Source organism: Rhizobium sp. WSM4643 (assembly GCF_025152745.1).
GTDB classification, from domain to species: Bacteria; Pseudomonadota; Alphaproteobacteria; order Rhizobiales; family Rhizobiaceae; genus Rhizobium; species Rhizobium leguminosarum_I.
The window spans coordinates 4,519,516-4,532,500 of the sequence record NZ_CP104040.1 but is presented as its reverse complement, the minus strand read 5'-3'; the positions used below and the strand labels follow the sequence as shown (position 1 = coordinate 4,532,500).

Annotated in this window: 11 protein-coding genes (1 of these 11 cut by a window edge); 4 read left to right on the top strand and 7 right to left on the bottom strand. The window is 61.6% G+C overall.

The window, feature by feature from the left end; translation table 11 throughout:
• The 3 genes from hrpB to N1937_RS22260 form a co-directional block, all read left to right on the top strand.
• A protein-coding gene (hrpB, locus tag N1937_RS22270) for an ATP-dependent helicase HrpB (RefSeq protein WP_260056995.1) crosses the window boundary here: on the top strand, nucleotides 1-2,215 show its 3' portion. The gene continues 251 nt to the left of window position 1, outside the view; only the last 2,215 of its 2,466 coding nucleotides appear in the window; its start codon lies beyond the left edge, outside the window; it ends in the stop codon at nucleotides 2,213-2,215.
• Between the two features lie 23 nt (nucleotides 2,216-2,238).
• On the top strand, nucleotides 2,239-3,567 hold the full coding sequence (locus N1937_RS22265) for an ActS/PrrB/RegB family redox-sensitive histidine kinase (RefSeq protein ID WP_020486149.1): 1,329 nt from the start codon (nucleotides 2,239-2,241) through the stop codon (nucleotides 3,565-3,567).
• Between the two features lie 67 nt (nucleotides 3,568-3,634).
• Entirely contained in the window at nucleotides 3,635-4,213 is a 579-nt protein-coding gene (locus N1937_RS22260; protein ID WP_011649881.1) for an ActR/PrrA/RegA family redox response regulator transcription factor, read from the top strand.
• A gap of 11 nt (nucleotides 4,214-4,224) precedes the next feature.
• Here the strand turns inward: N1937_RS22260 and N1937_RS22255 are convergent, their stop codons facing one another.
• Entirely contained in the window at nucleotides 4,225-4,719 is a 495-nt protein-coding gene (locus N1937_RS22255) for an MmcB family DNA repair protein (RefSeq protein ID WP_162114922.1), read from the bottom strand.
• 180 nt (nucleotides 4,720-4,899) lie between these two features.
• On the opposite strand from N1937_RS22255, the gene N1937_RS22250 reads away from it, so the two are divergent.
• Nucleotides 4,900-5,583, top strand: coding sequence for a L,D-transpeptidase (locus N1937_RS22250; RefSeq protein WP_017965961.1), 684 nt, complete (start codon nucleotides 4,900-4,902; stop codon nucleotides 5,581-5,583).
• 78 nt (nucleotides 5,584-5,661) lie between these two features.
• On the opposite strand, the gene N1937_RS22245 is transcribed toward N1937_RS22250, so the two are convergent.
• The 6 genes from N1937_RS22245 to hslV all read right to left on the bottom strand — a co-directional run bounded on the left by N1937_RS22245 (nucleotide 5,662) and on the right by hslV (nucleotide 12,841).
• On the bottom strand, nucleotides 5,662-7,833 hold the full coding sequence (locus N1937_RS22245; protein ID WP_260056994.1) for a malate synthase G: 2,172 nt from the start codon (nucleotides 7,831-7,833) through the stop codon (nucleotides 5,662-5,664).
• Between the two features lie 85 nt (nucleotides 7,834-7,918).
• Entirely contained in the window at nucleotides 7,919-9,328 is a 1,410-nt protein-coding gene (locus N1937_RS22240) for a cytochrome P450 (RefSeq protein WP_260056993.1), read from the bottom strand.
• Nucleotides 9,329-9,375: 47 nt separating this feature from the next.
• Nucleotides 9,376-10,323 carry a DUF1402 family protein gene (locus tag N1937_RS22235; protein ID WP_162114925.1) on the bottom strand — a complete coding sequence of 316 codons (948 nt, stop codon included), beginning with the start codon at nucleotides 10,321-10,323 and terminating at the stop codon, nucleotides 9,376-9,378.
• A gap of 187 nt (nucleotides 10,324-10,510) precedes the next feature.
• Complete coding sequence (gene hslU, locus N1937_RS22230; protein WP_011649875.1) at nucleotides 10,511-11,818, bottom strand: ATP-dependent protease ATPase subunit HslU; 1,308 nt, start codon at nucleotides 11,816-11,818, stop codon at nucleotides 10,511-10,513.
• On the bottom strand, nucleotides 11,815-12,327 hold the full coding sequence (locus tag N1937_RS22225) for a GNAT family N-acetyltransferase (protein ID WP_162114926.1): 513 nt from the start codon (nucleotides 12,325-12,327) through the stop codon (nucleotides 11,815-11,817). Before N1937_RS22225 ends, hslU begins: the two co-directional genes overlap by 4 nt.
• On the bottom strand, nucleotides 12,314-12,841 hold the full coding sequence (gene hslV / locus N1937_RS22220; RefSeq protein WP_260056992.1) for an ATP-dependent protease subunit HslV: 528 nt from the start codon (nucleotides 12,839-12,841) through the stop codon (nucleotides 12,314-12,316). Before hslV ends, N1937_RS22225 begins: the two co-directional genes overlap by 14 nt.
• Nucleotides 12,842-12,985 lie beyond the last annotated feature (144 nt).

Here is a 12,985-nt window from a genome sequence, read left to right as displayed (position 1 = left end):
CGGGACGGTCGGCTACCGCATGCGCCTTGACAACAGGATATCGGCAGCGACACGGATCGAGGTGGTGACCGAAGGAGTTTTTGCCCGGATGATCCTCGACGATCCGGAGCTGACCAGTGTCTCGACGGTGATCTTCGACGAATTCCATGAGCGTTCGCTGGACGCAGACTTCGGACTCGCTTTGGCGCTCGACGTCCAGTCGGCGCTGCGCGAGGATCTGCGTATCCTGGTCATGTCGGCGACCCTCGACGTCGAACGCGTGGCCGCCCTGCTCGACCACCCACCTGTCATCGAAAGCCTGGGGCGCAGCTTTCCGATCGATATTCGTTACCAGGACCGGACGGGCGGCGAACGCATCGAGGACGTTGTCACGCGGGCGATACTCGATGCCCATGTCAATGAGGCGGGCTCGATCCTCGCTTTCCTGCCCGGCCAGGCAGAAATCACGCGGACTGTGGAACGTCTGCAGGGACGATTCGGAGCCGAGACGCTGATTGCGCCGCTCTACGGCAATCTCAGCCAGAAGGAGCAGGATGCGGCGATCCGGCCGGCATCCCCAGGGACGCGAAAAATTGTGCTTGCGACGTCGATCGCCGAAACGTCGATTACCATCGACGGCGTCAGGATCGTGATCGACAGCGGGCTTCAGCGTCTGCCGGTGTTCGAGGCCTCGACTGGAATCACACGGCTGGAGACGGTGCGCGTATCGCGGGCTTCCGCCGATCAGCGGGCCGGGCGTGCCGGACGAACGGAACCGGGTATCGCCGTAAGACTATGGCACCAGGGACAGACGGCGGCTCTGCCGGCCTTCACACCACCGCAGATCCTTTCCAGCGATCTCTCGGGGCTGGTGCTCGACCTCGCACATTGGGGCGTTCAAGATCCGGCATCGCTTGCCTTCGTCGATCAGCCGCCGGAAACGACGCTGAGGGAAGCGCGGGTTCTGCTTAGCCAGCTCGGCGCCCTCGACAAGGACGGAGCGCTGACCGCGCGCGGCAAGGTGATGCGCGACCTCGCTTTGCCGCCGCGGCTTGCCGCCATGGTCGTCTCGGCGGGAGAAGCGGGACACGCCCGGGATGCGGCGATGATCGCCGTGCTTCTCACGGAACAGGGGCTTGGCGGAACTAGTATCGATATCGAGGAGCGGCTGCGACGCTTCAAGGCCGAGCGCGGAGAGAGAGCGGAGGCTTCACGGCGGCTGGCAGGACGGCTGGCGAGCGGCCTCGACAGCGTTACCGCAACGGCGCCGGCACTTGCGGGCCAGCTGCTGCTGCACGCATTTCCGGATCGAATCGCACTTCAGCGCGGCGGGCGCGGCCGATTCGTAATGGCGAACGGACGCGGAGCGGAGCTGCCGGAGATCGAGAGGCTGGCCGGCAGCCAGATGCTGGTGATTGCCGACCTGACCGGACGGGCGGCGCAGGCGCGGGTTTTGGCGGCAGCTGAGGTGACACGTGGCGATGTCGAAGCCGAACTTCCCGGCGAGATCAAAACCGGCGACCAGATATTCTTCGACCGGCAGAGCCGGCAGGTCAGGGCGCGGCGCGCAACCCGGCTCGGTGCAATCGTCTTCGAAGAGACGCCCCTGCCGCGACCTTCCGGGCCAGCAGTCACCCAAGCACTGGTGGAGGGGGTGCGCGAGCTGGGGCTCGATCAGCTTGCCTTCTCGAAGGAGGCCATGCAGCTGCGCGAGCGGATCGGATTCCTTCACCGGATGATCGGCGAGCCCTGGCCTGATGTCAGCGACGGCGCCCTGCTTTCCCGGCTGGACGAGTGGTTCGGCCCCTTTCAGACCGAGGCCCGCGGCCTTTCCGAGATTTCCGCAGCCGGGCTTTCGAACGGGCTGATATCGCTGGTGCCGCACGAATTGCAGCGCGACCTTAGCCGGCTTGCGCCGACCCATTTCGAAGCGCCGACCGGCCAGAGGCATCCGATCCAATATGAGGGCGAGGAGCCGGTGCTGACGATCCGCGTGCAGGAGCTGTTTGGACTGAAGCAGCACCCAGCCATTGCCGGTGGCCGCCTGCCGCTGCTGCTCGAGCTCACCTCGCCGGCGCACCGGCCGATCCAGACGACACGCGACCTGCCAGGCTTCTGGGCCGGCTCATGGAGGGATGTGCGTGCGGATATGCGCGGCCGCTATCCCCGGCATCCCTGGCCGGAGCGACCGGAGGATGCCTTGCCGACGACACGGGCAAAACCGCGTGGTACATGAGGGCCATTGAAGGAGCCCTCGGCATGATCGACAAGCCTGGCATGATCGACAAGACGGAAGGCTATACGCTGGAGGACCGGCACAACAGCCGCAGGCTGCGCCTGCAGACGCTGGTGCGGCTGCGCTGGCTTGCCGTCGGCGGACAGGCGCTGACGGTGTTCATCGTTGCCTTCTGGCTGAAATTTTCCTTGCCGCTGATTGCCAGCTCTTCGCTGATCGCCGCCTTGGCCTGGGTGAATTTTTACCTGACGATCCGCTATCCACCGACGCATCGGCTAGAGCCGTCAGCCGCCTTTGCCCTGCTCGGCTTCGACCTTTTGCAGCTCTGCGCGCTGCTCTTCATTACCGGCGGCCTTGCCAATCCTTTCGCAGCGCTCGTCTGCGTGCCCGTCATCATTTCCTTTGCCTCGCAGCCGATCCGCTACAGCACCGCGCTGATCGGCTTTGCGATGGTCTGCATCACGGTGCTTGCCTTTTCGCCCTTCCCGCTGCCCTGGTTCGACGGGGTCGAGATCAATGTGCACAACGTTATGCAGTTCGGTGTCTGGTGCTCGATCGCCTCGACGATGGCGTTTGCCGCCTTCTATGCCTATCGGGTTTCGATGGAAGCGAGCCAGCTTGCCGATGCGCTGGCGGCGACCGAACTGGTGCTGCAGCGGGAAAAGCACCTCTCCCAACTCGATGGGCTGGCGGCTGCGGCCGCCCATGAACTCGGCACGCCGCTTGCGACGATCAGCGTCGTCGCCAAGGAAATGGAGCGGGAACTCAAGGACGACGATCGTTTCCGCGAGGACGTGATGCTGCTGCGCAGCCAGAGCGAACGCTGCCGCGACATCCTGCGGCGGCTGACGACGCTTTCCTCCGAAGGCGAGGCGCATATGCGCCGGCTGCCGCTTTCCTCGATGATCGAGGAGATCGTCGCCCCGCACCGGGAATTCGGTATCGCTCTCGAGCTCATCGAAAAGAGCCCGCGCAAGGGTGAGCCGGTCATCGACCGCAATGCCGGCATCATGTACGGGCTCGGCAACCTGATCGAAAACGCCGTCGATTACGCGCGGGAGAAAGTGACCGTCACCGTCGAGCACGATCACGACAAGGTGCTGATCGTCATCGAAGACGACGGCAACGGTTATGCGCCTGATATTCTGACGCGCATCGGCGAGCCCTATGTGACCAAGCGGCAGAAGGAGGATACGGCCGGGGGCCTCGGGCTCGGGCTTTTCATCGCCAAGACGCTGCTGGAGCGCTCGGGGGCGTCGCTGGTTTTCGAGAACCGCGATCCGGAAAGTGCGGGCGCGCGCATCCGAATCGAATGGCCGCGCATGCTGATCGACGCAAATTCGACAAAATGACTTTGTCGGCATAAACAGGATATAGCGGTTAACGCAGATCGGGCGCTCAACCGCCGGGACCGAGACGATGACAGAACAGAATCATGACAATTTCGCCGCGTCGGACGAGGATCATATCGGTCCCGACGCCAGCCTGCTGATCGTCGACGACGACGGGCCATTCCTGCGCCGCCTGGCCCGGGCGATGGAGACGCGCGGCTTCCAGGTGGAGACGGCCGAATCAGTGGCGGAAGGCGTTGCGAAGTCGAGAGGCCGGCCGCCGAAATATGCGGTGGTCGATCTTCGGCTCGGCGACGGCAACGGGCTCGACGTCATCGAGGCGATCCGCCAGCGACGCGACGACACCAGGATCATCGTGCTGACCGGCTATGGCAATATCGCAACGGCGGTAACGGCCGTGAAGCTCGGCGCTGTCGACTACCTCGCAAAGCCTGCGGATGCCGACGACGTGTTTTCGGCGCTGACGCAGCGGCCGGGCGAAAAGGCCGAGCTTCCCGAAAATCCGATGTCGGCCGACCGGGTGCGCTGGGAGCATATCCAGCGGGTCTATGAAATGTGCGAGCGCAATGTTTCCGAAACGGCGCGCCGGCTCAACATGCACCGGCGGACGCTGCAGCGTATCCTTGCCAAACGCGCGCCGAAATAGGCAGCGCGGCATCAGACATCATCCACGTTGAACGGTTTTCCGTTCGCCCATTCGGCCATCAGCAGCCTTTGTGCGGCGGCGCGCGAGAAATTAAGCGTGACCGACTTGCGCGTGGCGGGCGCCATGCGGTGCTCCGGCGCCTCGCGAATCATATGGGCGCCATAACCATCCGACAGGAACAGCCCGCATTCCTCGGGAAAGATCTCCAGCGGCACATCCTGGTGAGTCGCAAAGAACAGGCGGTCGCAATGCAGCCTGTATTCCGGCCATTTGCGATCCACCCTGAAATCCTCGATCGACGTCTTGATTTCGATGATCCAGACCTCGCCCTTTTCCGAAAGCGTGATCAGATCGGCGCGGCGGCCGCTGGCCAGCGGCAGTTCGGGCAGCACGGCGTGACGCATTTCATGCAGCAATATCTGCGTTCCGCGCCGCACCATCATGGCCCTGTCCGATTGCCGGCCATCGATTAACGGATTGTTATTGTAAACGCTCAAAATCGTCATGGATAACCATCAGAGGGGCTGGCGCGTTGTTGCAAAAAAACCATGCGCTTCTAATTTGCGCGGCAGACGGATTTGTCGCGCTGCAGCAGCCTTGCAAAGCGCAAGTTAATCGAAAATAAACCATAATCAACGATGGTCGAAAGACCATTCTCCCTTGCCCCAAAACTTCAAGAGTCCTCCATGCGCATCTGCAATGCATTCCCTGTATTTGGCCTGCTGGCGACGCTCGCCCTGGCCGGTTGCTCCACGACATCAGACAGCGCATCCGCCGACGACAAGGGCGCAGGCCCGACGGTACAGACAGCACAGATCTTCAACGACGCCTACGGCGTGACGAAGGATGCCGGGTACTCCCTGCCGGCGATCCCGATCGACAGGGTCAAGCCGCAGTTCCGCCGCCAGGTCGTCAGCTACCAGACCACCGAGCGCCCCGGTACGATCATCGTCAACACGCGCGAGCGCTTCCTCTATTACATCCTGGCCAACGGCAAGGCGATGCGCTACGGCATCGGCGTCGGCAAGCAGGGCTTCGCATGGGCCGGCACCGCCTACGTCGCCTGGAAGCAGGAATGGCCGAACTGGCACCCGCCAAAGGAAATGGCCGTCCGCCGGCCCGATCTCGCCAAGTACGTCGAAGACGGCATGGGCCCGGGCCTCACCAATCCTCTCGGCGCACGCGCCATGTATCTCTTCAACGAGGACGGCAAGGACACGCTCTTCCGCCTGCACGGCACGCCGGAGTGGGCCTCGATCGGCACCGCCGCTTCCTCGGGCTGCATTCGCCTGATGAACCAGGATGTCATCGATCTCTACAGCCGCGTCCGTCCCGGCAAGGGCACGTCCAAGGTCGTCGTCATTCAGTAAGCTAATTATCGAATTCGGTATAAAAAAGGCCGCCAGGACTGTCGTTCCGGCGGCCTTTTCGCATTCTCCGTCAAGCCGTCACGCCGCCTGCTTCGCCTTGAGTTCGAGGCGACGGCGGTGAAGTACCGGCTCGGTATAACCGTTCGGCTGTTCCCTACCCTTCAAGACGAGATCGAGGGCGGCCTGGAAGGCGATCGAATCATCGAAATTGCCGGCCATCGGCTGATAGGCGGGATCCGACGCATTCTGCCGATCGACGACGGCAGCCATGCGCTTCATCGTCTCGACAATCTGAGCTTCGCTGACAACCTTGTGGTGCAGCCAGTTCGCCATATGCTGGGCCGAAATGCGCAGCGTCGCGCGATCTTCCATCAGCCCGACATTGTTGATGTCGGGCACCTTCGAGCAACCGACGCCCTGATCGACCCAGCGCACAACATAACCAAGGATGCCTTGGGCATTGTTGTCGAGTTCGCGCTGGATTTCCTCCGGTGTCCAGTTCGGCCGCACCGCGACCGGTACGGAGAGAATGTCGGACAGCTTGGCGCGGGCGCGGTCCTTCAGACCCTGTTGGACACGGGCGACATTGACCCGGTGGTAATGGGTGGCGTGCAGGGTTGCCGCCGTCGGCGACGGCACCCAGGCGGTGTTGGCGCCGGCTTTCGGATGGGCGATCTTCTGTTCGAGCATCGCCGCCATCAGATCCGGCATCGCCCACATGCCTTTGCCGATCTGGGCGTGGCCCGAAAGGCCGCATTCGAGGCCGATGTCGACATTCCAGTTCTCATAGGCGGAAATCCACGCCGCCTGGCGCATGTCGCCCTTGCGAATCATCGGGCCGGCTTCCATCGAGGTGTGGATCTCGTCGCCGGTGCGATCAAGGAAGCCGGTATTGATGAAGACGACGCGCTCGCGGGCAGCGCGGATACATTCCTTGAGGTTGACAGTCGTGCGGCGCTCCTCATCCATGATGCCCATCTTGATGGCATTGCGCGGCAGGCCGAGCGCATCTTCAACCCGCGAGAATATTTCGACGGCGAAGGCGACTTCCTCGGGGCCGTGCATCTTCGGCTTGACCACATACATGGAGCCGGTGCGGGAATTCTTCCGCCGCCCGGATGGGCCGATATCGTAAAGCGCGATCAAGCCGGTGATCACAGCATCCATGATGCCTTCAGGCACGTCGTTGCCGTCGCGGTCGAGGACCGCCGGATTGGTCATGAGGTGGCCGACATTGCGCACCAGCATCAGCGAGCGGCGACGCACCTCGAAAGAGGTGCCGTCCGGCCCAACATATTGCAGATCCGGATTGAGCGTGCGGATGAAGCTCGCTCCGCCCTTTGCCACTTTTTCCTGCAGATCGCCTTTCATCAGGCCGAGCCAGTTGCGATAGACGACGACCTTGTCTTCGGCATCGACAGCGGCAATCGAATCCTCGCAGTCCATGATTGTCGTGATTGCCGATTCCAGCCAGACATCGGAAATATGAGCTGGATCGGCTTTCCCGATCCTCGTCGCTGCATCGATGACGATTTCGATGTGAATGCCGTTGTTCTTCAGGAGAATATGCGTTGGCGCGGTCGGATCTCCGCGGTAGCCGGCAAAATGGCTGCCGTCCGTCAGCATGGCCTGCTCGCCGTCGATCGATCTGACGACCAGCGCTCCATCCTTGACGGCAAAGCTTCCGACGTCCTTCCAGCGGCAGTCCTGCAGCGGCGCCGAGGTATCGAGGAAATCGCGGACCCAGGCGATGACCTTCTCGCCGCGCTTCGGATTGTAGCCCTTACCTTTCTCGGCGCCGTCGCTCTCGGGAATCGCGTCCGTACCGTAGAGCGCATCATAGAGCGAGCCCCAGCGAGCATTGGCGGCGTTCAAGGCGTAACGGGCGTTCATGACGGGAACGACGAGCTGCGGGCCGGCGATTGAGGCGATCTCCGGGTCGACATTGTCGGTCGAAACCTGGAAGTCGGATCCCTCAGGCAGGAGATAACCGATTTCGCGGAGAAAGGACTGGTAGTCATCCATATCCACCGGGGCGCCATGCCGACGATACCAGTCGTCGATCTTTACCTGCAGCTCGTCGCGTATTGCCAGCAACGCACGATTCTTAGGGGCGAGATCGTGGACTACAGCCGAAAAATCGGCAAAGAACCTGTCCGCATCGACCGCCAGACCCGGCAGCACCTCCTCGACGAGGAAATCATGAAGGACGGTTTCGATGGCAAGACCGTTCTTATCAACGCGACTCATGCGGCATTCTCCCTGGCAACGACTTTGAATGCTGCCACTTTGCCCGGCTTTCATTCACAGTCAATTCTGCAATAATTCGAAAGATTTATGCCCTCGTGGAAATTATGCGCGGCGTCACGCGCATCGGCAGCCCGTTCTGCGGCTGCGTCGTCAGTTTCTGCACCGGCCAGGGATTGGTCGATTCCGTCTGATCGAAGCGGAAGCGATGCATCATGACTGCAAGCGCAATCACCGCCTCCTGCAGCGCGAAGGTTGCGCCGATGCAGACACGCGGGCCAGCACCGAACGGCAGAAACTGGAAGCGGCCGATGCTGCCGCGATTTTCGGGCAGGAAGCGTTCCGGCATATAGGCGCGCGGTTTTTCCCAATAGAGTTCATGGCGATGCAGTGTCCAGGGCATGATGAGCACGGTGATATCGGCCGGTATCTCGACCTTCTCGCCCTTGGCATTCGTCCAGACATCATCGGCGATCGCGGCGCGATTGATCGAGGGCGCGGGCGGGTAGAGTCTCAGCGCTTCCTCAAACGCCGCCCGCGTGACCGGCAGCAGATCCAGCCATTCCACAGGCTCGGCGCCGGTTCCCTGAACAGCGTCAATCTCCGTCTCCATCGCTTCGCGGATATGCGGACTGTTGGCGACACAATAGAGCGTCCAGGCAAGCGCACGCGCGGTCGTTTCATGCCCGGCGCCGATGAAGGTCAGAATATTGTCCTCAATCTCCTCCTTGGTCAGGCCGTCGGGACCGGCCTGCTCCAAAAGCAGCGTCAGAAAATCTTCCGGTGCGGCTCGATCGGCCCTCATCTTCGCAAGCCGCATATCCATGGTATCGCGGACGATCGCTCTGAATTTCTCCAGCACCTTCTGACCGCCGATGCGTGTCACGCGTGGAACCCAGGAAGGGGCGCGCAGCAGGTCCATCGGGTCGATGCGGCCCATGCGGTGGAGAAGTTGATTGACGTCTTCGGCGAAATGGCCGCTCGAGGAGACGATTTCGCCGGAGAAGAGTGTTTCGGCAAGAATCGCAAAGGTCAGATCGGTCATGTCGGTGGCGATATCGAAAACTTGGCCAGCCGCATGGACGTCTTGGTATTTGCGAGCATAGTCCTCCGACTGCCGCAGCATCTGGCCGGCAAAACCTTTCGCGTGGCGCGGCGTGAAGACGGGGGCGATCGCTTTTCGCGACCGTTTCCAGACCTGGCCCTCCGCCGTCAGCAGACCATCACGCAGGATCGGCCGCAGCACCAACTGACGAATGTCGGACATGCGGTAGTTGCTGGCGTTGTCGACCAGCACGTGCTTGATCAGCCCAGGATCGTTGACGATCAGCGTGTGTTGGCCGAAGAAACTCGTCTTGATCCAGGGCAGCGTGTAGGACGGTTCGCCCCAGAGTTCGAGCGGATTGCGCAGGATGATGCGGATGATTTCCAGCCGGCTCGGCGGCACAGTACGCGGCAGCGGTGCTGGCGGAACGAAGGGGTCCGGACGCATGTCCATCGTCAAAGCCTTTCAGGGAAGATCTAAGCTTCCCGGCAAGCTTGAAGCTAGAGCAGGCCCTTGAGTTCGTCCAGCTTGTCGTTGATCAGCCAGCCGTAATAATTCTCCTCGGGCCAGACGGTCGCGCCGCCGCCGCGGTTCTTCGCAGCAAGGGCTGCGGCGCGCTGGCGCGAATTGCCGACATTATAAAGCGTCGCCGTCAGGCCGGGATTGCCCGAGATATCCATGCCGGCGATCTCCTTGTAATCGTCGATCGATCTGCGGATCGAGGCCGCGACGAAGGCGAGCGAGATATCGGGATCCATGATGGCCCTGTAGACGGCGCCGGCATTCTTTTCGTTCAGCTTTGGATAACCGGACACGCGGGTCACGAGATCGGAGAGCATCAGCGCCGTCAGCGGATTGACCTGGCCGAGGCCGAAGGTCTGACCGGCATAGAAGGGCTGGAAGAAGACCGCGCTGAAACGGTTGTTGGGGAAGCTTGTGCCATCAACCGTCTTGCCGCGGAAATCGCTTTCCCAGACATCTTCGCGGCAGGACCAAAGCGTGTAGGAATCGCTCTTGCCCTTGCATTCGGAAAATTGCGGCCGCGCCACGAATTCGTCGACGCTTTCGCCGTCATAGGCGAAGCGGAAGCTTTCTCCGGCATAGGAGGCGGCTTTGACATAGTAGGCCTGCAACCGGTCGTAGGCGTCGACATTATAGGTGTGTTCGCCGACGATCGCGCCGACGACATGGATGGGATTGATGCCGTAAGCGCTGGAGACCTTGCGGATCTTGCCCATCAGCTCGCGGTCGGTCGCCAGAAGCTCATGAACTTTTTCGTATTTCAGATCGAAGCTGCTCTTGGTACCCTTGGTGCGCCTGATGGAAGCGCCCGGAATATCGGGCTGCTCGGCGTGACGATTTCCAGCCGGCACCGTTTGCATTGCGAAGGCAGGCGCCGAATTCACCAGGGCAACGGCAATCATAAGGCTTGTCAAAAGGCGTCGCACGATCCGTTATCCCGTCCGTTCATCGTCTTGTTTGCGATGCGGCTGCCTGGACCAGAATCTTGGCCGAATAAAGCCGGAGCGGAAAACAAACGGGCCTTCACTAGAAAGTAAAAGGCGCGCTGTCGAGAGTCGCGTTCGTCACAATCCGTCATTCATGCCGGGAAAGGCATGAAGCGGTGCGCCGATATCACAGAATGAAGCGCGAGAGATCGGTATTCTGTGCGAGATCGCCGACATGTTCGCGCACATAGGCGGCGTCGATCGTCACGGCCGTCCCGCCCCGATCCGGCGCGTTGTAGGAAATATCGTCCAGCACCCGCTCCATCACCGTCTGCAGACGGCGTGCGCCGATATTTTCGACCGAGGAGTTCAGATGCACGGCGACATCGGCAAGCGCGTCGATTGCGTCGTCGGTGAATTCGAGGCTCAGGCTCTCGGTTTCCATCAGTGCGCGGTACTGGCGGATGAGGCTTGCTTCCGTCTCGGTCAGGATCCGGCGGAAATCATCCTTGTTCAGCGGACGCAATTCGACGCGGATCGGCAGGCGGCCCTGCAGTTCCGGCAGAAGATCCGAGGGCTTGGAGACATGAAAGGCGCCGGAAGCGATGAACAGGATATGGTCCGTCTTGACAGGACCGTACTTGGTCGAAACCGTCGTGCCTTCGACGAGCGGCAACAGGTCGCGCTGGACGCCTTCGCGCGAAACGCCGGCGCCCATGCCACCGTCGCGGGCGGCGATCTTGTCGATTTCGTCGAGGAAGACGATACCGTCGTTCTCGGTGGAGCGAACGGCCTCGCGCTGAATCACTTCGTTGTCGATCAGCTTGTCGGATTCGTCGCGGATCAGGTCACTATACGAGGCCTTGACGGTGGTGCGGACCTTCTTGGTGCGGCCGCCCATCGCCTTGCCGAACATTTCCGAGAGGTTCAGCACGCCGATATTGGCGCCAGGCATGCCGGGAATTTCGAAGCCGCCCATGCCGGAACCGGCATCGGCTACCTCGATATCGATTTCCTTGTCGTCAAGTTCGCCGTCCCGGAGCTTCTTGCGGAAGTTTTCACGCGTGGCGGGCGACGCGGTCGTGCCGACCAGCGCATCGAGAACACGCTCCTCGGCGCTCACATGCGCCTTGGCCTGCACTTCGGCCCGCTTCTTCTCGCGAACCAGGCCGATGCCGACCTCGACCAGATCGCGGATGATCTGCTCGACATCGCGGCCGACGTAGCCGACTTCTGTGAATTTGGTGGCTTCCACCTTGATGAAGGGTGCGCCGGCGAGTTTTGCCAAGCGGCGAGAGATCTCGGTCTTGCCGACACCGGTCGGGCCGATCATCAGGATGTTCTTCGGCATGACTTCGTCGCGCAGGCTGGGGTCCAGCTGCTGGCGGCGCCAGCGATTGCGCAGCGCAATCGCAACGGCGCGCTTGGCGTCATGCTGGCCGATGATGTAGCGATCGAGCTCGGAAACGATCTCGCGGGGGGAAAAAGTGGTCATTGCGTATCATTCTCCTGGCGGTCCAGGGCCATCAACAGCGCCCGGCCGTAATTCGTCGTTGTTTCGCCAAGTCCTTGAAAGCCCGCCTTGGTATAGGCTCTGATTGCGAATGCATTGTCGGGATGCGGATCGACGAGAATGCGCTGCGCGCCCTTTGCAAAGAGCATATCGCAGAACACTATCATAAAGGCCGGTCCGTGACCCTTGCCCGCGAATTCCTCGATGCCGATGAACTGGTCGATGCCGTAGGTGCCCTTCGGCTGACCGGCGAGCGCTTCATCGTCCTCGTCGTCGAGATCGGCGGCCTGGATAAAAGCGAAGTCCTTTCCATTCAGCGTGACGATGAAGCACGAGACGGAAGCCGCATCGATATGCTTTTCCATCGAAGCCAGCGCCCTGGCCGGATCGCCCCACCAGCGCCTGACATGCCGGCTTTCCAGCCATTTGGCGAGGAGCGGCAGATCAGTCGCGGCAAGCGGCCGGAAGGCATAAGGTTCAGCCTTCGGCATCCAGCGATTCCACCACGACATTGTGGTTCGTGTAGACGCAAATGTCGGCGGCGATATCGAGACCACGGCGGGCAATCTCTTCGGCCGATTTGTCGGTATCCATGAGTGCGAGGGCGGCCGCGAGGGCAAAATTGCCGCCGGAACCGATCGCCGTCGTGCCATGCTCCGGCTCCAGAACGTCGCCATTGCCGGTGATCGCCAGCGTGATCGACTTATCGGCGACGAGCATCATGGCTTCGAGATTGCGCAGGTATTTGTCGGTGCGCCAGTCCTTGGCGAGCTCGACGGCGGCACGCATCAATTGACCGGGATATTGCTCCAGCTTCTTTTCAAGCCTTTCGAGCAGGGTAAAGGCATCGGCAGTGGCGCCGGCGAAACCGGCGACGACTTCGCCCTTGCCGATACGGCGCACCTTGCGGGCATTGCCCTTCATGACGGTCTGGCCGAGGCTCACCTGGCCGTCGCCCGCCATCACCACCTTGCCGCCTTTTCGAACTGTAATGATTGTTGTCATAAAACACCTGTCTGCCGGGCCGCATGCCGACCCTGTTGAGCCCTATGTAAGTGGACTGGCGCCGATTGCAAATGGGCCGGCTTTTCTCTTGCCCGGCTTCTGGATATTTCCCGATGCGCCTGATAAGGAACGGCCTTATTCCCG

Bases quoted from the DNA above. Each gene is read 5' to 3' on its own strand.
- N1937_RS22240 (WP_260056993.1), bottom strand. From the start codon at position 9,328: ATGGACATGCGTCCGGACCCCTTCGTTCCGCCAGCACCGCTGCCGCGT.
- hslU (WP_011649875.1), bottom strand. From the start codon at position 11,818: ATGACCACTTTTTCCCCCCGCGAGATCGTTTCCGAGCTCGATCGCTAC.
- N1937_RS22245 (WP_260056994.1), bottom strand. From the start codon at position 7,833: ATGAGTCGCGTTGATAAGAACGGTCTTGCCATCGAAACCGTCCTTCAT.
- N1937_RS22260 (WP_011649881.1), top strand. From the start codon at position 3,635: ATGACAGAACAGAATCATGACAATTTCGCCGCGTCGGACGAGGATCAT.
- N1937_RS22265 (WP_020486149.1), top strand. From the start codon at position 2,239: ATGATCGACAAGCCTGGCATGATCGACAAGACGGAAGGCTATACGCTG.
- N1937_RS22250 (WP_017965961.1), top strand. From the start codon at position 4,900: ATGCGCATCTGCAATGCATTCCCTGTATTTGGCCTGCTGGCGACGCTC.
- N1937_RS22225 (WP_162114926.1), bottom strand. From the start codon at position 12,327: ATGCCGAAGGCTGAACCTTATGCCTTCCGGCCGCTTGCCGCGACTGAT.
- hslV (WP_260056992.1), bottom strand. From the start codon at position 12,841: ATGACAACAATCATTACAGTTCGAAAAGGCGGCAAGGTGGTGATGGCG.
- N1937_RS22255 (WP_162114922.1), bottom strand. From the start codon at position 4,719: ATGACGATTTTGAGCGTTTACAATAACAATCCGTTAATCGATGGCCGG.